This window comes from Endozoicomonas sp. GU-1 (assembly GCF_027366395.1).
Lineage (GTDB): Bacteria > Pseudomonadota > Gammaproteobacteria > Pseudomonadales > Endozoicomonadaceae > Endozoicomonas.
Window position 1 is genome coordinate 4,858,256 of record NZ_CP114771.1, and the last position, 20,483, is coordinate 4,878,738.

Genomic DNA, 20,483 nt, shown 5'->3' on the forward strand with positions numbered 1-20,483 from the left:
GACAAAATCTGAAAACCCGAGACGTTGCAAAACAGTTATCGTATTAACTTCAAACCTGCGTGATCTTAATCAGCAGTGCACTTTCCGGCTGCATCACTGGCATCATCAGACCCACCTGTTCAAGCAGGGCAGCACTCATAATGGCAGGCTCTGTCATCCAGGGCGGACACTGTTTCATGTAAATATCGGAAGAGCTTTTTTCCAATACCTGAACCTTATAGTCTTTTTCCGGGTCCAGGCCGGGAATTTGCACAGTGGCGGACATGGCATACTCAGGCATATCCAGCTGGGCGAACATCACCACGGCTTCCTGCTTATCGGTGCTAACAACGCCCCAGCCCTGTGACGCTTTATGGGCGGTGTCGCAGCGGAAATGATCACCGGTATGCAACAGGTGTCTTAAGGACTTGTGCAGGGCAATGTATTTGGCAAAGGAGCGCTTCTCTTCTTCTGAAGCACTGGCCGGGTCCAGCTCTACCCCCATGTGACCAAACAGGGCGGTAATACCCCGGAAGTCATGGTTATGCTGTCGGCCCGTGGTGTGGCAAAGCGTTGCCCCGATATGGGCACCGGTAATTTCCAGCGGGAAGAAGTAGCTGGCTCCCTTCTGAATGGTCTGTCTTTCGAGGGCATCATTACAGTCCGATGCCCAGAAACGGTGGGTGCGCTTCAGTACTTCGAAATCAACCCGGCCGCCGCCACCGGAACAGGTTTCAATTTCCACCAGCGGGTGTCGTCTGCGAACTTCATCCACCAGTCGGTAATAAGCCTGAACGTGGCCGTGGAAGGCAGCACGATTGTGGTGTGTCGGTTGGACCAGTTCCCGGTTCATATCCCATTTGATGTAGCGGATATCATAGTCACTGAGCATGCTGTCGAGACGTTCCAGAACGTAGTCGAAGGCTTCCGGAATTTGCAGATTCAGTACGTACTGGTTACGGATGGTGACCTGATCGTAGCCTTCAGTACAGAGCATCCAATCCGGATGGGCCCGATAGAGGTCAGAGTTCGGGCTGATCATTTCCGGTTCAAACCAGAGGCCAAACTCCATATTGTGCTCTTTCACACAATCGATAATGGGCTGCAGACCCAGTGGGTACTTTTGTTGGTCAAGGTACCAGTCCCCCAGCGCGGCTTTGTCATCATTACGACCGCGGAACCAGCCGTCATCAATAATAAAACGCTCCACGCCGATTTCTGCCGCTGAGCGCACCATTTTCAGAATGTAGTCCGGGTTGTGGTCGAAGTAGATGCCTTCCCAGGTGTTCAGATGGACAGGACGCACTTTTTCCGGTTCGGGGAAGCGGATGATTTCAGCGCGCACGTGGCAGTGGAAATTCTGGCTGATGCCGTTCAGACCTTTGTTGCTGTACGTGCTGTATAAAGTTGGTGTCGTATAGCTTGCACCGGGTGCCAGTTCGACTTCTCCTGGCATCAACAGTTCACCGGCCTGCAGGTAGCGGCGTCCATCACTCATCGCTTCGGCATGGAAGCGGTGGTTACCACTCCATCCGAGGTGGAAGCCATAGACTTTACCGGCGGTTTCGCTGAAGTTCGGCTGGCCAATCATCATGCCCGGAAAGTGCTCGTGAGAAGTTCTGCCCCGGCGGTTTTCCAGGATAAAACCGCTGCGATCCAGCAGTTTACGTTCAGTTTGGAACTCGTGGGTCCAGCGACCATGAAAGTACATGATTTCCCTGGCGTGGGTGGGTAGTAGCAGGGTATTGGACAGTTTATTCAGCTGGTAGGGTGTGTCCCCTTCATTGGTGAGTTCCAGCGATGTTTCCAGCACATGTGAGGTGGTATTCAGGCCCATGCGGATCACCAGTTTTAAGCCGGCACGGGTATCCCTGCTGGAAAACAACACCTGATTATTGACCAGTGTCGTCTCTTCCAGGGTGAATTCCGGTGACCAGCTGTCACCCTGACGGCTGCCTTCAAGACCTGGTGATGTGAACAGCCCCCGGGCGTGTTCCGGGCAGAGAGAGACCAGGGTATCGGTATCAATTCGGGCCTGGGGAACCGGGTGGTGGTTAGCCGTAAAGAAGCCTTCCAGATCAATGCCATCGGGCAGGCGCTTGCCCCAGTAAAGCATCACCGGAAGCGATGTACCTGCCTTGATCACCAGGCTGGTGGTGTCTGTGAAAAGGTGTATTAAAGGTTTGCTCATCACAATGCGCTCTTGAGAATGTAAGAAAAGGTTCTGAGTATTCAACAAAAATACCCCCACATAAGGGGGGCAAAAAACAGGTTATTTGTGAACTACCGGTCTTCAGACAATAGCAGCTACAGCACTGTCATCCCTGTTAAGGCGGGCATCCAGACGATAAGTCTTTTTGTAGATGATGGCGCTCAGGGCAATCAGTACTGCGGGAATCAGGATCATCAGCACTTTCAGTCCGACAATGGTTTCCGGTGTCTGAACAACGTTGGGCACATAGCCGATAAACGTCAGACCAAAACCAATCAGGAAACCTGCCATGGCACCGGCACATTTCACCAGCATGGTTTGCACTGAAAAGATAATACTCTCGCTGCGCAAGCCGGTTTTGGCTTCGCCGTAGTCCACCACATCAGCCAGCATAACCGTAGAGAGACCATTGAACAGACCGTTGCCAAATTTCAGGGCAGCACCGGCCAGACCTACCAGAATGGCACTTTCCGGGGCAATCACGCTGGAAAAGTAGAGTACGGAGCTGCACAGAATCGGAAAGCCGCAGGCCAGTGGCCACATCAAACGACGATTGACGACTTTAGCAATCCAGGGGAACAGGAAGATACCTGAGAATTCAGCAACCCCGGCCACCAGGGAGAACATCGGGAACAGTTCCGGTTTACCAATGGCGTAGGTGAAGTAATAGATGGCAAAGCCACCCACTAACTGAATGGCAATATTAAACGACAGTACAAAACCGATCAGTGACTTCAGCTGATCATTATCACCAATGATCTTTTTGACATCAGAAATATTGAATTTTTCACCGGACACTTTTTGATTGACGACTTTTTCCTTAACCTGGAAAAAGGTGATCAGCGCACTGGCGATAAATGAAATAACAATGGCGATGCTCAGGTAGAAAAAGCCCTGACCTTTATTCTCGCCACCAAAAACACCAACAGCATAAAGGCCATAAGTTCCCATTACGGTCCAGGCGATGCTGGCAAAAATACGTGGCCAGACCACCAGGTGCTCACGTTCTTCCCGTTTGCTGGAAAGCGATGGAATCATCGACCAGTAAGGAATATCCATAATGGTGTAGGTGACGCCCCAGAGGATGTAGGTTACCGCTGCATAAAAATAAACAAAGGTGCCTTCAAACTGATGGGTGTTGAATACCATCAATAACACCACGGAGTTAATCAGTGTACCGATGAGAATCCATGGGCGAAATTTACCGAACCGGGAGCGGGTATTATCAACGATCATACCCATCAAAGGATCAGTAAATGCATCAATAAAACGGGCGACGAAGAACAGGGAACCGACGAAGGCGGCCGAGAGGCCAACGACATCGGTGTAATAGAACATTAAAAAGATATAGATAATAGAACAGGCAAAATCTTTTCCCAGGGCACCCAGGCCATAAGATGCTTTGGTTTTCAGCGTTATATGCTGACTATCTGCATGAGCATTCATTGTCATTTTCGCCAATTGAGAATTGCATCTGAAAACCCTGTATCACTGTGGATTCAGGGTTATGAACGTGTGATCACGACAGTTCGAACGACCACTGGTACATCGGTTGAGTCAACAGGTACTCAGGGCGAACGCTCGGCGTCCAGGAATCATCGCCACCGATGCCCATGTGGAACCCATCCAGATAGACAAAAATGCCTTCTTCTTCATGAAGTTCGTGGGTATGTGTTGCCCTGGCCAATTGTGCCTGACCGTATGGGCTGACACTGAAATGGAACTGTCCTGTTACCCGGATATCGCCCAGCATCAGCGCCTGGGTATCGCACCGCAGACCATTGTCGCTTGGGAAAATGTAAGGTGTGTGCATAGCCTTGAGGGACTGCTCCCAGTGTCCGATATCCGCGCTTAACTTGCGGTCCGGATAGTTTTCGTGGGGCCCACGGCCAAACCAGTTCACTTGTGCCGGTTGTTCCTTCAGTCTCAGGCAGGCACCGATGCGGGGCATAGGCGGCATATCACCATCAACAGTGACCTCAATATCAATACGGGCACTGCCGTTGGCGGTAAACTGATAGGTCCATACGCTGCGCAGAATCTCTTTTTCCGGTTGGTCCGGGTGGAAATAGCCATGGTGAGACAGAACCAGCCCTTTCTTGGCATCACATTCAACCAGCAGGCAGCGGTGTTGCAGGTTGTTTAATCCAGCCCGCTCCCAACGTGGCATCCAGGCATTAGGGTCCGGACGGTCAACTTCACTGACACCAATATCGTTGTCCAATGGCGCACGGTAGAAATTGTCAGCCACGGGGCTAAGCAGTTGCTCTTTGCCGTCTTTTACCCAGCTCACCAGCTGGCCATTGTTACGATCAATGGTCCAGGTGTTTTCTGCCGCATTGACGGTAAAGCTGCTGCCGGCCTCATTGATGATCGCAGAGGTTGGCAAGCGAGGAGTAACCGCTTGATTGGTCAGCGATCCGGTCAACATAAACTGTTGGCGTGCGACTTCGTGGCCGGCTTCGGACCAGTTGGTTGCTTCAGGCTGGATAATAGAGAGATCCAGTCGTGGCAGTTTGCCGTTGATGGTCAGTGACTGCTCAGACAGTACCAGCAGTTCTGAGGAGTGGGGCGCAATATTCAGCGTGACTTCGCCAGCAACCAGGGCCTCTTCGCCCGCCATCAGCTGCCACACCAGTTGATGGTTGTCGGTGGCGCAGAAGCAGGCTTCACTGGTGACTTTCACGGTGAGTGGTTGGGTTGCCACTAATTCGAAAGTAAACGGCTGCTGCGCTCTTTTGGCTTCAAACAGTGCCGGGTGCGGTGTTTTATCCGGGAATACCAGGCCATTGATGCAAAACTGGCGATCGTTGATCTGGTCACCAAAATCACCGCCGTATGCCCAGAAGTGCTGACCATTGTCGTCGAACTTGTCCAGTCCCTGGTCCACCCAGTCCCAGATGAAACCACCTTGCAGGCGGGGGTGCTTTCTGAACGCATCCCAATACTCGGCAAAACCGCCCAGACTGTTGCCCATGGCATGGGCATATTCACACAGAATGATTGGCCGGGTTTCGTTGGGCATGCCGACCCATTTGGTCAGCGCCCATTTGTTTTTGCCCAGAAACTGCTGTGGCTGATCCTCATCAGTACGGCCATACATTGGGCAGATGATGTCTGTTGCGGGGGTATCGGAACAACCACCTTCATACTGTATCGGGCGAGACGGGTCGGTCCGTTTGGTCCATTGGTACATGGCATCATGGGCGGCACCGTAGCCTGATTCATTACCCAGTGACCAGATGATGATGGATGGGTGGTTAAAGTCCCGCGCCACCATGCGCATCATCCGCTCCAGGAACGCATTGGCCCACATCGGGTCGTCGGCCAGTTTGCGCATGGGGGTCATGCCGTGGGTTTCAATATTGGCTTCGTCAACCACATAGAGACCCAGGCGGTCACACAGCTGATAGAATGCCGGTTGGTGCGGGTAGTGAGAACAGCGCACCGCATTGAAATTATGCTGTTTCATCAGTATCAGGTGTTCACGAACATCGTCTACCGTTTCAAAATGACCGGTCGCCGGGTTGTGCTCGTGCTTGTTCACACCACGAATCATTAATGGCTGACCATTTAATTGCAGCAGGCCATCCTTGATTTCTACCTTACGGAATCCAACGTCATAGGCTTCGCTTTCAATATCGCTGTTTGATTGCGGATCCGTCAGCGTGACCACAACGCGATAAAGGTTGGGTGCCTCTGCGCTCCACTTTTGCGGATGATTGATATCCAGCTGCAGGCAGGTGCGATCGTTATAACCCCCTTTTTCGTCCATCGGTGCGGTACCAATGGCGGATGTGGTGGTGGCAATGACGTCTTTGGCCAAATACAGCGTCGCCCGAATGGCCAGGTCATCGGCATTCCTGGTGTCGACAACAATGGTGAGTTTGCCGTGTTCGTAGCGGTCATCAAGATCAGGTGTGACGCGAATATCCACCAGACGCTGGTGTGGCTTGTTGAGCAAGCGGACTGAACGATAAATGCCGCTTAGCCACCACATATCCTGATCTTCCAGGTAGCTGCCATCGGACCAGCGGATAACCATCGCGCATAACCGGTTCTCTCCGGCCTGAAGGTATGGTGTCAAATCGAACTCGGCGGCCAGCCGGCTATCCTGCGAATAGCCCACGGACTTGCCGTTACACCAGAGATAGAAGGCACTGTTTACGCCATCAAAGATCACCCGGGTCTGGCTATCTTCCTGCCACTGCGCAGGCAGGGTGAATGTGGTGGAGTAACAGCCAGTCGGGTTCGTCACAGGCACCCGGGGGGGGGTTGCAGGGAATCGGATACTTGACGTTGGTATAGATGGGCTTATCGAAGCCCTGTAGCTGCCAGTTACCGGGAACGGTAATGGTCTGTGTCGGGTCAGATCCCTCCCTTGAAAATGTTTCAGGGACCTGTTCCGGAGAGTCATACAGTGCAAAAGCCCACTGGCCATCCAGACTTAATACCGAATCACTTGCATGGTCTGCCAGAGCTTGTGGCTCACTGCGCCAGCTGCTCATAGAGGTATGGCTGGCCAGTCGGTTGCGTGCGGTGATTTGTGGGCTTTCCCAGTCGCGCTGCATGAATTTACTCATAGGTTGGCTACATCATTTTCCTGTCTCTGGAGTCACAGATCATTTCACCTGGTGGTGGCATTATTGACGACAGTTATCCAGAATTTTCATACTTCAACAGGATGTATCTTATCTGTGAAGGCGGGAAAAAGTGTTGATCCAGCTCAAACTTATGTAACTGTTACATTTTCTGGTGTCAGCCTGCTTGTTGATACCGGTTTGGTGCTTGCACACTGCTGCGTTCAACAAAAGTCGGCATCATTATCTGGCCTGTTACCTTTGTCCTGTTCTTATCGCTCAGGCTGATGGCCAGACGTGCCGCCTGTTCAGCCATAACGGCAATGGGGTAACGGACAGTGGACAGTTTCGGGTGCAGATAACGGGCAATGACCAGATCATCATAGCCAACGACAGAGATATCCTGTGGACAGTGCAGGCCGTTTTCCTGCAGGCCAAACAGCGCGCCAGCGGCCATGATATCGTTGTAGGTGATGATGGCTGTCAGTGGTAAGTCTTTTGCCAGTAAGTCATAAACCCCCAGTCGTCCGCCATCTTCGGTGGGTGGGCAGGCGGCAATATAACGTTCATCAACAGGAATGCCCGCTTCTGCCATGGCTTTGTGGTGGCCTTTAAGACGATCTTGTGCGTCATCAATAAATTGGTCTGAACATAAATAGCCAATCTGTTGATGACCTTTATTCAGCAGGTGTCGGGTAGCAATGTAGCCTCCCTGAACATTGTCCAGGGCGATGCAGCGCTCAGCAATGGGTTCAATGTAACGATTAATCAGCACTAAACCGGGGATTTGGCTGGCAAAGTCTATCAGTGTTTCATCGGACAACCATTTGCTGTGCACAATGGCCGACTCGCAGTGACCGATCAGTCGCTCAATGGCCTGATGCTCGGTTGGTTCGCTGTAGTGGCCATTGTGGATCAGCAGCTGTTTGTTGTGTTTTCTGGCAACCTGATCAATGCCTTTCAACATCTGGCCAAAAAAGGGTTCTGAAACATCAGACACCACCGCACCGATAGTGGTTGCCGACTGTCGTCCAATCACCGGACGATAACCCAGCTTCCGAATGGTTTGCCAGACCCGTTGCACCACTTCGTTACTGGTGTTGGGGGAGCGATTGACTACCCGTGAAACGGTTGCCGTAGAAACATTAGCTTCCCTGGCGACATCTTTTATTGAAACCATAAATAATTCATGTGTTTATGACCTTGGCGGGTGATATCGTAGCGGCAGAGGCCGGGGGGTGGGAAGTGGAAATTAAGGTCACGTATATCCGGGTTCGGTTATGGGAGGGACAAGCGCAGTTTCCGGGAGTTATTGCCAGGCAGATCGAGTGTGTCTCGTTCCATGCGTAGGATAATTACCATTTTATGCAGTCGGGTACTTATTGCCAGCATCGTATATCCGCCTGATAATCCACGCCGCTTATGGTGATCAAGCCATACTGCCATAATCAGAGACTGACGATGAGTGTGTAATGGTTGGTTTGCATCGCTCAGGGCTCTGCGTTAAGTAGTTGGCCAAATGGAATCGTATATTTCTGGCTAAGTGGGCAGTTACTATGCAAGGCGCAACGTAGGGAGCATAGCAGTAGCTATGTGACCGGAGTTGCAACGCCGCAGAGTGATTGACAACTTAGTCAGAAATATATGATTTCATTTGGTTAACTACTTATTGACGTTCAGTTTTTTGACAATGAGTGGGCAACTGGAATGAGCCAAGCTGGCGAATATATCGATTCCTATTATCAGGTCACCGGGCATTCACTGGAACTTCAGCCGGTGCTGAGTGGCGATATCACTGCGGATGTGTGCATCATCGGTGGTGGCATGACCGGATTTAATGCGGCCATTGAACTGCGCAAGCGGGGCTTTGATGTGGTGCTGCTGGAATCTGGTCGTATTTCCTGGGCCGCTTCCGGGCGCAATGGCGGACAGTGTCTGGCGGGCTACTGTCTGGGGCTGCGTGAGGTGGATGAAACCTTTGGTCCGCAGTGGGGAAAGCAGTTGTGGGATCTCTCCTGTGAGTCGCTGGATATCGTTCGTGATCGTATCAGTGAGTTCAATATCGACTGTGATTTCCAGCAGAACTATATCGAATTGGCCATCAAACCAGGTCAGGTAAAAGAGCTGAAGTCCTGGCTGGAGCTGAAGCAGACCCGTTATAACTACCCCAGCGTTACCTGGTGGGATCGGGACAAAATCCGGGAAGTGACCTCAACCGAGAAGTACCTCGGTGGACTGTTCGATACCAACAGTGGTCATATGCACCCCCTCAACTACACCCTGGGCCTGGCCCGCGCAGCGATCGAGCTGGGCACTCGCGTATTCGAGCAGAGCAAGGCGATCAAACTGGTCAAAGGCAGTCCAAACCGGATACTGACGGAGCAGGGCAGTGTCAAGGCGAAGCAGGTTCTGCTGGCCTGTAACGCTTACATTGACGGTCTTAACCGGAAAGCGGAAAGCAAAGTATTGCCGGTGGCCTCGTATATTGCCGTTACCGAACCCTTAGGTAAACGACAGCCTATTAGCAACAAAATGGCTATGTCTGACTTAAACAACAGTCTTGACTATTTCCGTCCTACTGCCGATGGCCGAATTCTGTTTGGTGGCGTTAATCATCCGTTTAATGGCGAATACAGTGACTCCAAAGAGCGTCTGCGTCAGCGGATGCTGAAGGTCTTTCCACAGCTTGATGATGTGAAAATGGAGTACCACTGGGGTGGTTTGTTTGCGGTTACCCGGGAATATATGCCGCATATTGAGCATTTGGGACATGATATTTACACGGCACACGGCTATACGGGGCATGGTGTAGCACTGACCAATATTGCCGGGCGTGTGGTTGCGGAAGCAATGGCGGGGATGTCTGAGCGGTTTGATGTGTTTTCCCGTATTCGCCACAAGTGGATACCAACGCCAAAAGTCCTTCGTGTACCGGCATTGGCCATGGCCATCTGGAAAGCAGAGCTTGAAGATTCCCTGAGTGCCTGATGGATTTTACGTCAGTCAGCGTTTTTTTGTTGGCTGATGTGAAATAATTTTGATGATGAAGTGAACAAAATGGATGTTCCTTTGTCTACTAGCGGGCGACACCATGTTTTCATGTTTTTGTTTTCATAAACAGGAGGTCTTCCGTGACTGCAATTATTAACTGGGGCTTTGGCTTCTTTCTAACGGACTATGCTGGTCTCTCCGGGTCCGTGTTCCGATCCATCATATCGATGCTGTGATATGTCAAGGGCAAGGAAGAGTACACTCCTTCTTGCCCTTGCCGCTTTTATTGACCGGCTGTCAGTTTGGTAAACAGGCGGTTAACCTGACGGTTAATTCTGGAAGGCAGGACCTTAAAGACAAATAACCGTTTTTTTGCCTCAGCGGTTGGATAGATGCCAGGGTTCTCACGAATATCGTCGTCCACTAATGCTGTGGCGGATTTATTCGGGTTGGCATAAGCCACATAGTCAGTGATGTTGGCAATCACATCGGGACGCAGCAGGTAGTTCAGAAAGATATGGGCCTCTTCAGGGTTTCTGGCATCCTTGGGAATGGCTACGGTGTCAAACCACAGGCCAGCACCTTCGTCAGGGATCATATACTTTACGGTTACACCATTGTCCGCTTCATCAGCACGGTCTGCTGCCTGCAGAATATCCCCGGACCAGCCCATGGCCACACAGATATCACCATTGGCCAGGTCGGAAATTGAGCGGGAAGAGTGAAAGTAAGTGACGTAGGGACGAACTTTCATCAGCAGTGCTTCGGCTTTGGCATAATCCGCTCTGTTGGTCGAGTTCGGGTCAAGACCCAGATAACTCAGTGCTGCTGGAATCACATCGGTTGGTGCATTCAGGAACGCAACACCACACTGACTGAGCTTGCTGATATGCTGTTCATCAAAGATCAGGCTCCAGCTGTTGACCGGGGCATCTTTCCCCAACTGCGCTTTCACCCGCTCCGGGTTATAGCCGATGCCCGTGGTGCCCCACAGATAGGGAAAAGAATACCGGTTATCCGGGTCGTAGGTTTCCATCAAGGCCATCAACTCAGCGTCCAGGTGCTTCCAGTTGGGCAGCTTCTCCTTATCCAGTGGCTGGTATACCCCGGCTTTGATCTGGTGAAGCAGGAAGTCTGCTGTTGGTGCGACAATGTCATAGCCGGTTTTTCCTGAAAGCAATTTGGCTTCCAGGACTTCATTGCTGTCAAAGACATCATAATGAACCTTAATGCCAGTCTCTTTCTCAAAGTTGGCTATGGTGTCTTCGGCGATATAATCCGACCAGTTGTAGATATTAAGCGTTCTCTGCCCTTCATTGGCCGTTGTGGCAAATGCAGGCGCTACGGTGAGAGAAGCAGCGATTACAAGAGTGGATACAGATTTCCCCAGACGTCTGATCATGGTGAATCCTTACAGCAAGCCATGGGTGAGCAGCCTGGTACTCCGGTCAGTTGGAGCCAGTTACTCTTCGATGGCATTTTTTCAATAATCAGTAGTGACTCAACGGAGTCGCTACACCCCCAGTCATCAGGTTGATGAAAATGAAGCTGCGGACGATAACAACAAGGTTTTGGGAAATCCATCGTTGCTGTATGAAATAGCGGTAAAAACCTATGGCTGAGTGACCCTGCACAGGCTCCCGGAATTTATCGCTGATGTGCATAGATTGCAACGGCTGCTCTGGAGGTGTTAGATTCTGCCACCCCATAGCTTATTTCTTTTGCACAGATGTCTACCCCGCTATTTCTTCTTGCTTCTGATCACCCTGCCATTCAGGCTTTGCTTGAAGGCCTTGCTGCACAGCTGAATACCGGCTTTAGTCGCAGTCTTCAAGACGTTGATGAAGGCGCTCTGGTGGCTTTTGATGCATCCGGAGCGCTGGCGGTTCAGCGTGCGGGATCGAAAGAGAATCCGATTGTCGTTGATTTTGTCGGTGGCAAGGCAGGGCATCGACGCAAGTTTGGTGGTGGCAAAGGGCAGGATATCGCCAAGGCCGTGGGTCTGAATAAAGGCGTCAAACCATCGGTGCTCGATGCAACCGGGGGATTGGGTCGGGATGCGTTTGTGCTGGCCAGCCTGGGGTGCAATGTCACCCTGATAGAACGGTCACCGGTGGTGGCAGCCCTTTTGGCAGATGGTTTGCGCCGGGCACTCGGCGATAGTGATGTTGCGCCCATTGCACAACAGATGTCGCTTTTGCCCGGTAATGCCATTGAGCTGATGCAGACATCGGACAATAAGTACGATGTTGTTTATCTGGATCCGATGTTTCCTCACCGGGAAAAGTCGGCTTTGGTCAAAAAAGAGATGCGGCTGTTTCAGGATCTGCTGGGGGATGATCCGGATGCGGATCAGTTGCTGCAACCGGCACTTGATCTTGCTCAGTATCGGGTTGTTGTGAAAAGGCCAAGGTTGGCACCGGATCTTAATGGTCAGGCTCCCACCTACCGGTTGGAAGGGAAAGCCTGTCGCTATGATATCTATGCCCTGAAGGCATTTTCCGGGTAATCAGATCTAATGATAATCGTGGTCATGGTGTGACCACGATTATCGTGCGTTTTACCCGCTGTTCAGGGTGTGGATTTTTCCCCCGGACCGTTACTGACTCCGTAGCGACTGGTCTGGTTGATACTGTGTCGTATTTCAGTGGTTAACAGGGTGTGCGCCTGATCAGCCACTTTCTGAATATCATCGCCAAACACCAGTTTATTGGTTTGCGTGATCTCCAATACACCGTGATAGCGCATCTGGGCAATAAAGCCACGGAACAGTGATTTATCAAAAAACTCCGGCGCATTAAGACCATGAATGATCGACAGGCGCTGTGCCAGCACCCCACTCTGATGTTCCAGGGCTTCTGCTTCAATATTGCCACTGCCATTGCGCAGGAGCAGGCTGATCACCATATAGAAGCGTTCCAGTGTCTGGACAATGGAGCGTGAGAAAACATTCAACATGATGTATTCGGCGGTGGCAGGGTCCGGCTGGAAATAATACGCTTCGCCATCATCATCCTGACCGTGGGTAATCAGACCTTCTGCAACCAGACAATCCAGCCATGTTTGCACCACGGCCAGCGCTTCGTGTTGCGTCCATTGCAGGAACAGTTCTGCCTGCAGGTAAGGGTAGAGAACCGCACTGATGCGCAGAATCTCTTTTCTGGTGATGCTGGCGCAGTTCACAAAGAAACAGCTGATCAGGGACGGGATGGCAAAAATATGCAGCACATTGTTGCGATAATAGGTCATGGCAATGGCTGTTTTCTCATCCATGCTGATGATATCGCCCAGTGCATCGGTCTTTCTCTGGATCAGCTGCAGGTTTTCCACATAGTGAATCATGCTGCGGGCATCCAGATCGGTCATTGCCGTCCGGTCGCTGTAGGGAGCCATGGACAGTAGACGTGTATAGCCATCCAGCTGGCGAATCAGCTCCTCTTCACCCAGTGCATGCCTTGGTGAGGAGAGCAGGGCAATGGCGACCAGGTTGACCGGATTGATGACCGCTGCCGCATTGATTCTGCCAGCCAGCGTATCGCCCAGGTTCGACGTGGTTTTTTCCAGCCATGCCGGTTTGTCATTGGCACCTGAGCTGTCTTTCCAGTTGGGTGCCTGTGAATTCAGGAACGAGCCCAGGTCCAGTGGCTCCCCGAAAGTGATCCACGCCTTGCCAAACTCATTTCTCAGGGCCGCCAGTGTGCGAACTATATCCAGGGGTGACTCACTTTTCTTGGCTTCACCCCGGAGTTCGCCCAGATAGCTGGCCATTTCCAACAGTTTTTCATAACCGATATAGACCGGAACAAACGCCAGCGGCTTGCGATGGTCACGCAGGAAACTGCGGACTGTGATGGAGAGCATGCCGGTTTTTGGTGTCAGGGTGCGGCCGGTTCTTGAGCGACCGCCTTCAATGAAATACTCGGTAGCAAAGCCTTTACTGGTCAGTGTGTACATGTATTCATGGAAGACCATGCTGTAAAGCGGGTTGCCACGGAACGTTCTGCGCATGAAGAAGGCACCGCCCTTACGCAGAATGGTGCCAACCAATGGCATATTCAGGTTAATGCCCGCAGCAATATGGGGCGGTGGCAGACCTTCATAGTACAGAACGTACGACAGTAGCAGGTAATCGATATGGCTTCGATGGCAGGGCACATAAACAATCGTATGGCTCTGTGCCAGCGCCTTCAATGGCTCGACATGATTGATTTTTACGCCGCTGTATAGCTTGTTCCAGAACCAGGTCAGGATAATATCCAGGAAGCGGATCACGGGCATGGAGAAGTCAGAAGCGATTTCATTGGCATACTTCCGGGCTTTTGCTTCGGCTTCTACCAGGGTGATTTCCTGAGCCGCAGCTTCTGCTGCAATGGCTTTCTGGATCCTGGGCGTATGAATCAGGCTGTTGACCAGCATACGACGGTGGGAGAGATCCGGCCCCAGAACCGATGCTTTTTTCTGGCGAAAATGCACCCGGAGAATCCGGTTGACCTTGCGCACACTGCGGGCATGGTTGTGACTGTCACCCATGATTTCCTGCAGTGATAAGGCAGGGCTGAAAGACACCATGGTCTGTCGACCGTGCAGCAGGGTTGCCAGAAACTTCCGAAAACGTCCGCCAAGGCTGAAGTTCCAGTCAAACAGCAGTTTAAAGGCGGACTGCTCTTTTTCCGGTGAGCGTCCCCAGATAATGGTAACGGGAACGAGCTGGACATCCTGATGCTTTGCTTCAACCTGCCTGACCAGCGCTTCCAGCAGTTCCGGTGGCTCTGGCCGTTCTCTCTGGAGAATCAGGCCTTCGTGCTGGCTAAGAAAAAAATGCGCTTTGCTCTGTGGCTGGTCAGCGACAATGGGTTTGTAAGGGCGGGGCAGACCTGCTTTTATGCACTCACCTTCCAGCACCATCAGGTCCGTCAGGGAGCGCTGGTGCATAACATAGACCACCGGTTTTCCGGTCTGCAGGTGCAAAGCTTCAGGGTTGTTGTTTTCAACCGTGGTACGCACCCACGTGGAGAGGAGTTTTCTCAGGCTATGAAAAACATAGCGATTCAGGGTAATGGGCTTCAGCATGGAACTGGCTCTTGGCCTGCATCCGTCAGTAAAGGAGATAAGAAACGTCAGAAGACTGGTACCGAAAACCGGTACAGGCCTCATGGCTTGAGATTCAATGGTAGCTCTCAAGTCGCTGATGAGTTAATCGGCCATTCTAGCCTGATTACGTGGTGTTGCGCAAAAATTACGGAGCTTCGGTATCAGGAAGAAACCACTCCCCGTTCGATAGTATGGCTCAGTAGACGGTTATCCTGTTTTCTCCCCTGAAAAAGCAGCTATTCTCGGACAGGCTCCTAGGCTGCTTTTCGGTTATGAAGCGTTAGGCCACTTGATCAGTTTTTCCTGGCCGTGTTCATCCAGTTGCCACCATTCATCCATATCAACTCCTTCCTGCCAGGGGCCGGAGTTACAGCGAACCCGGCATTGACCATAGGCCTGAAGGCTTCTTGCGCATTGGGTGTCATCCTGCCAGGGGGTGCCCGTAGTTTTAAACCAGATGCTGGTCCAGGCCTTGCCAACAGCGTTTTCAACAATCATCACCGGAATGGTGTTGCCAAGGCGGGTGACTTCCATATCATGCACCACTTTGCCGCTGTTCACTGACACAACGGTATCAAAGGTATCGTTCAGCCAGTCGGTAATAGCCTCCAGGGAGAGACCGCTGGCATACACTTCAATATCGTCAACTTCGGTTGCGTCAGCTTTTGATGGATCAAGACTGCTCATTTGGAGAAACGTCACTTTTCAGCTAGCAAATACTTAAGTATAACCGTATAGATTTCCTGCAGGGTATCAAGATCTTCCGCGTTAACGCACTCATTCACTTTATGGATGGTGGCATTAACCGGGCCAAGCTCTACCACCTGGGCACCAGTAGGCGCGATGAAACGACCATCGGAGGTACCGCCGGAGGTTGATAACCCCACCTCCATGCCGGTAACGTCCCGTATCGCTTGCTGAGCGGCATTGACCAGGGCCCCGGGGCGGGTTAAAAACGGCTGACCGCTCAGAAGCCAGTCAATATGGTACTCCAGCTGATGATGGTCCAGAATCGCGGCGACTCTTTCCTGAAGCTGCTCAGCCGTCACCTCTGAAGAAAAGCGGAAGTTGAAATTCACCTGGCACTCGCCGGGGATGATATTGCTGGCACCGGCACCGGCCTGGATCTGCCAGATCTGGAGGCTGGTGGGCGGAAAGAATTCATTGCCTTCATCCCAGACTTCGTCGGTCAGATCCGCAATGGCCGGGGCTACTTGATGTACCGGGTTTCTGGCCAGGTGCGGATAGGCGACATGTCCCTGAATACCTTTGACCGTAAGGTGACCATGGAGTGAACCACGGCGGCCATTTTTCACCACATCTCCCACCCGGTTGGTGCTGGATGGCTCGCCAATCAGGCACCAGTCGATTTTCTCGTTTCGAGCCTCAAGGTGCTCAACCACTTTTACCGTACCGTTTTTGGCGGGGCCTTCTTCATCACTGGTAATCAGAAAGGCAATGGACCCTTTATGGTCAGCGTGTTCTGCCAGAAAGTCTTCGCAGGCGGTGACCATGGCGGCAAGGCTGCCTTTCATATCGGCGGCTCCACGGCCGTGCAGCATGCCGTCGATGATGGCTGGCTGAAACGGTGGGTTGTCCCACTTCCCTTTCGGGCCGGTGGGCACCACATCGGTATGTCCGGCAAAGGCAAGCACCGGGCTCTGGTCACCTCTGCGCAGCCAGATATTATCGACCTCACCGAAGCGGAGTCGCTCAACCTTGAAGCCCAGTGGCTCAAGTCGGCTGATCATCAGTTCCTGACAGCCCGCATCTTCCGGCGTGACGGAAGCGCGGCTGATCAGGTCCATGGCCAGTTGCAGGGTTTTGGAGGTCATAGTCAGGGAATCGGTCATTTATTGTTCTGGAAAGAAATCGGATAGTTGGAATCAATTGCAGTGCAGTCTAGCATTTTTCGCCGGACTGCAACCATGTGAGAATTTCTCGGACGTACGGTTGGGCTGTTTCGGACTGAAACACCGAAAAGGTGTTTTCCAGGCGTTTGCGGGTGAAACCGGAAAAGTTCAACGTGCCTTCTTCGGTAAAATAGAGCAGGTTGTCTTCGATGGCCGATGCCAGCGATTGACCGCAAAGATCAACCACTGCCTTCCTGAAGCTGGCATGGCCATCAAACCGGTCTTGCTGCTGGTAAAGGTCAGCCAGAGTGGCCAGCGGTATCATGGATAGCCGGGGCTGGATCATCGGGTTAACGGCATGGCCACGGCACCAGTCGCTGATTTGCCACGGGCGGCCGGTGAAGGTATAGAGTCTGAGCCGGTGTTTCAGCCATTCGGTATCATTGACTGGGTAGTTGTCCCAGAGGAAGGGTTTGCGTTGGAACTGGTCCGTCATTTCCTGCAAGCCTGGCTGGTCATAGCCAAGGGAAATAACGTGGTCGCCTGTCCAGAAAATATCAAACTGTGGGTCCAGGTATTGGCCCAGATCAGACCAGTAGCCTTTGGGCATGGTGCCGTAGACTCTCTGCAATAACGGGTCTTTTGAGTAGTAGGTGCCTGCGACAATAAATTGGGTCGCGGTGCTTTCTGCGGCAATAAATTTGGCAATGTCAGCCTGGGTTTTTGCCAGGTCATCAATGTCGTTACTGAAATCATCAAAGAGAATAGAGAGAATCTGTGGATTCAGTTGATTGATGCTGGCGATTTTCTGTTGCAGCTGTTGGCGACTTTTATGGTTCAGTTCCCGTACATTAAACGGCGTTAGTCCGATACCAAAACGCACATTGTTCTGTTTAAGCGACAAACCCAGTGTGTTCAGGTGGTGGAAATCCTGTTCTGGCCAGGGTTGATTCCATTGTTCGCGCAGATAAGGATCATTCTTTGGTGCGTAGATATAGAAATTGAAACCTTTCTTTGCACAGAAGCTGGCATAGGCATTCCTGGACTCCCAGGACCACTGGTTTTCCTGGTCATACAGCCCTTCTATTACGCCATAATGGAATGCCATGAGCGGATATTTCCCTGTTTAAAGTGAGTCAGTCTAAGATGTTTTCTGCTTGAACTCACAAAGGTCTTCAATCATGCAGCTACCACATTGTGGCTTTCTTGCTTTACACACATAACGGCCATGGAGGATCAGCCAGTGGTGGGCATCCATCAGAAACTCTTTGGGAACCAGTCTCGCCAGCCGTTTTTCCACTTCCAGCACATCCTTGCCGGGGGCAATGCCCGTTCGGTTTGATACCCGGAAAATATGGGTGTCCACCGCCATGGTGGGCTGCTGAAAGGCGGTATTTAAAACGACGTTAGCCGTTTTTCGTCCAACGCCGGGAAGCGCTTCAAGATCTTTCCGGTTATCGGGTACCACGCTATTGTGCTTATCAATCAGCATCTGACAGGTTTTGATAACGTTTTCTGCCTTGGCATTAAATAACCCGATGGTTTTGATGTACTCCTTCAGGCCATCAACACCCAGAGCAAGTATTGCCTCAGGGGTACTGGCAACAGGATAAAGTTTATCGGTGGCTTTGTTGACCCCTACATCGGTGGCTTGGGCAGACAGTATCACCGCGACAAGCAGTTCAAAAGGTGTACTGTAGTTTAGCTCGGTCGTTGGGTTGGGGTTAGCGTCCCGAAGCCGGGTAAAAATCTGTGTGCGCTTTTCCTTGTTCATCCTTTGACCAGTAAAAAGTATAAAAATCAGTTTGTGCTTATTTTAATGCAAAACAGGGCTGGAATGCCCTGTTTCTCATCACTAGGAGGCTTACATCCGGAATGTCATGACCAGGCCGAAATAGTTTCGGTTTTCATCCTGATTCTCTACCTGATAAAAGGTTGGAGCAAATGTCAGACGGATATCAAAGTCTTCCATAACGGGCTGTTCACGGTCACCATTGATCCACTGGTCAATACTGTCGACGGGATCCAGGAAAAACAGCGCCGTGGAGCCCAGGCCGGCAGAGCCCCATACCAGGCCATCATTGTCGACAATCGAGCGCTTCTTCTGGTAAGCCCATTCACCGTATAACCAGCCGCCAATGGGCGTTACGATAATATCCTGAATGGAAGGCACTTCAGCGATGGCTTCGATACCGTACTCCCAGTAGAAGGTGGACATCAGGAAGGAGTAGACAAAGGAGTTCCACTGGTTGTAACCAGACTCCCGTGCAACGATGTAGTAAACACCACCGAAGTAAGGGTGTGTGACGTAGTTCAGGAAAAAGTCATCTTCATCCATCACCGGGCCTGAACTGACATTATCCCACCACTTTTTGTGGAACTGTTTCATGTCAGACTTATCCCAGTTGGTAAAGGACTCCGGCATAACGGCCAGGGCACCAATCACACCAACGCCCAGACCGAACATGAGTTTTGTCTGGGACCAGAGACGTGCCTGATTCTCCTGAGGATTGTCATCGAACAGGGTTATTGCCCATGGAGAGCGCTCTTCAGAGAGGGTGAACTCAGCGTCTGGTTCCGCCACTGACGGGACAGCAGAAGCTGTGGCGTTGGCCTGGACAAAGCCGGAAAGCATGATCAGGCCAGATAAAAAAACTGGCAATATCTGGTTAAGCATCGTCTTTTATTCATGAGATGGCTGGGGGGGAGGCGCAGACACCACCCAAAAACGGGTTATCCATTCAGGTCATTACCCCTGTTCTGGACAAAAGAGGGCGATTCTATAGCGAATTCGGTCAATAATCGATTGAGGTTTATCATTATTTCCAGTTTTATCGGGCTGATAAATCAGGCTCTTATTTTGTTATGCCGGATTTCTGACTTTGTTCAGAGTAGTGGTTCAGGTAGCCTGAACACGAATAAGGTTGCACATGCTACATTGAAATAAAAAAGCAGTATAGGGATGTATCGTGTTTAATAAGCAGTTATACCTGTCAGTCGTTACAGGTTTATTAATGATCGGTGGACTATTTCCTTCAACCAGGTTGCTGGCAGTATCCTCACCGGAATATGAGCCTGTTCCATTTACTCAATATTGGAATGTCATTGCCAACCAGCTTGCCAAGAGCCTTATCGCCAGAGGACGCCTTGGATCAGATTCCGTTTATGTTGATCAAAAATATGCCGCTTCAGATGTTGCCCGATATCTGGAAAAACAGCTGTCAGTTTCATTGAAAAAATCCGGTGCAAACGTGAGGGCGCCAACCAATGCCTTCAACATGATTGAGCTTGATGTTGATGTTCGAACCCGGTCGAATGGCAGGGGAACCATGTACGCTGAGGGAGGGGATATCGACCAGTTGTTGGAGATAAAGGAATTGGGTTCTGTCTATTCAGATCAACTTACTCATTTAAAAATGGAACCCCTGGCAATGAATCGACCAATAACCATAAGCCCGATTCCAGATACCGATACAGAAGTTGTTATCACCGCTCGGGTTATGGATAGAGGCTCGATTCTGGTATCGCAAACCTATGCGTTCTATTTTTCTGCTGAACGGGCAAGTCGTGAATATAATCCTCTGTATAACGGATTAACCAGGGCAGAAGCCTTTTATGCTGATAGTGATGGCCTGTTAACAGAGCATCAGAATAGGCAGGGTGCCTTTATAAATCATCAGAAAAAACTGGATAATCAAATTCAGCAATTGATCGACAGCTATCATCTTGATGTGGATTTTTAGGGATGTTCGCAGGTTGGCATAAAGCCACCCTGCG

General features: G+C 51.2%; 15 protein-coding genes. 3 read left to right on the plus strand and 12 right to left on the minus strand.

Translation table 11 applies throughout. The annotated features are described in order from the left end of the window. Nucleotides 1–49: 49 nt before the first annotated feature. The 5 genes from O3276_RS20270 to O3276_RS20290 form a co-directional block, all read right to left on the minus strand. Nucleotides 50–2,170 (minus strand): alpha-galactosidase, encoded by a 2,121-nt coding sequence (locus tag O3276_RS20270; protein ID WP_269672940.1) that lies wholly within the window; start codon nucleotides 2,168–2,170, stop codon nucleotides 50–52. A gap of 102 nt (nucleotides 2,171–2,272) precedes the next feature. After that, nucleotides 2,273–3,637, minus strand: a complete 1,365-nt coding sequence (melB, locus tag O3276_RS20275) for a melibiose:sodium transporter MelB (protein ID WP_269672941.1) — start codon at nucleotides 3,635–3,637, stop codon at nucleotides 2,273–2,275. 73 nt (nucleotides 3,638–3,710) lie between these two features. After that, nucleotides 3,711–6,449: a beta-galactosidase gene (locus O3276_RS20280; protein WP_269672942.1), complete on the minus strand. Its 2,739-nt coding sequence runs from the start codon at nucleotides 6,447–6,449 to the stop codon at nucleotides 3,711–3,713. Beyond that, on the minus strand, nucleotides 6,385–6,774 hold the full coding sequence (locus O3276_RS25910; protein ID WP_269672943.1) for a sugar-binding domain-containing protein: 390 nt from the start codon (nucleotides 6,772–6,774) through the stop codon (nucleotides 6,385–6,387). Before O3276_RS25910 ends, O3276_RS20280 begins: the two co-directional genes overlap by 65 nt. A 175-nt stretch (nucleotides 6,775–6,949) precedes the next feature. Continuing rightward, nucleotides 6,950–7,951, minus strand: coding sequence for a LacI family DNA-binding transcriptional regulator (locus O3276_RS20290; protein WP_269672944.1), 1,002 nt, complete (start codon nucleotides 7,949–7,951; stop codon nucleotides 6,950–6,952). Nucleotides 7,952–8,478: 527 nt separating this feature from the next. On the opposite strand from O3276_RS20290, the gene O3276_RS20295 reads away from it, so the two are divergent. After that, on the plus strand, nucleotides 8,479–9,759 hold the full coding sequence (locus O3276_RS20295) for an NAD(P)/FAD-dependent oxidoreductase (RefSeq protein ID WP_269672945.1): 1,281 nt from the start codon (nucleotides 8,479–8,481) through the stop codon (nucleotides 9,757–9,759). Between the two features lie 286 nt (nucleotides 9,760–10,045). On the opposite strand, the gene O3276_RS20300 is transcribed toward O3276_RS20295, so the two are convergent. Further along, nucleotides 10,046–11,164, minus strand: a complete 1,119-nt coding sequence (locus O3276_RS20300) for a polyamine ABC transporter substrate-binding protein (protein ID WP_269672946.1) — start codon at nucleotides 11,162–11,164, stop codon at nucleotides 10,046–10,048. 327 nt (nucleotides 11,165–11,491) lie between these two features. On the opposite strand from O3276_RS20300, the gene O3276_RS20305 reads away from it, so the two are divergent. Beyond that, nucleotides 11,492–12,271, plus strand: a complete 780-nt coding sequence (locus O3276_RS20305; protein ID WP_269672947.1) for a class I SAM-dependent methyltransferase — start codon at nucleotides 11,492–11,494, stop codon at nucleotides 12,269–12,271. Between the two features lie 62 nt (nucleotides 12,272–12,333). Here O3276_RS20305 and plsB read toward each other — a convergent pair whose 3' ends face one another. From plsB to O3276_RS20335, 6 genes are all read right to left on the minus strand, one after another. Further along, nucleotides 12,334–14,832: a glycerol-3-phosphate 1-O-acyltransferase PlsB gene (gene plsB, locus O3276_RS20310; protein WP_269672948.1), complete on the minus strand. Its 2,499-nt coding sequence runs from the start codon at nucleotides 14,830–14,832 to the stop codon at nucleotides 12,334–12,336. 291 nt (nucleotides 14,833–15,123) lie between these two features. Then, entirely contained in the window at nucleotides 15,124–15,540 is a 417-nt protein-coding gene (locus tag O3276_RS20315) for a hypothetical protein (RefSeq protein WP_269672949.1), read from the minus strand. 11 nt (nucleotides 15,541–15,551) lie between these two features. Further along, complete coding sequence (gene dapE / locus O3276_RS20320) at nucleotides 15,552–16,706, minus strand: succinyl-diaminopimelate desuccinylase (RefSeq protein WP_269672950.1); 1,155 nt, start codon at nucleotides 16,704–16,706, stop codon at nucleotides 15,552–15,554. A 49-nt stretch (nucleotides 16,707–16,755) separates the two neighbouring features. After that, nucleotides 16,756–17,814, minus strand: a complete 1,059-nt coding sequence (locus tag O3276_RS20325; protein WP_269672951.1) for a beta-N-acetylglucosaminidase domain-containing protein — start codon at nucleotides 17,812–17,814, stop codon at nucleotides 16,756–16,758. 33 nt (nucleotides 17,815–17,847) lie between these two features. Further along, nucleotides 17,848–18,480 (minus strand): endonuclease III, encoded by a 633-nt coding sequence (gene nth, locus O3276_RS20330; protein WP_269672952.1) that lies wholly within the window; start codon nucleotides 18,478–18,480, stop codon nucleotides 17,848–17,850. A gap of 90 nt (nucleotides 18,481–18,570) precedes the next feature. Next, nucleotides 18,571–19,383, minus strand: coding sequence for a DUF3943 domain-containing protein (locus tag O3276_RS20335; protein WP_269672953.1), 813 nt, complete (start codon nucleotides 19,381–19,383; stop codon nucleotides 18,571–18,573). Between the two features lie 337 nt (nucleotides 19,384–19,720). Here O3276_RS20335 and O3276_RS20340 point away from each other — a divergent pair, with 337 nt between their 5' ends. Then, complete coding sequence (locus O3276_RS20340) at nucleotides 19,721–20,449, plus strand: hypothetical protein (protein ID WP_269672954.1); 729 nt, start codon at nucleotides 19,721–19,723, stop codon at nucleotides 20,447–20,449. The last annotated feature ends 34 nt before the right edge of the window (nucleotides 20,450–20,483 follow it).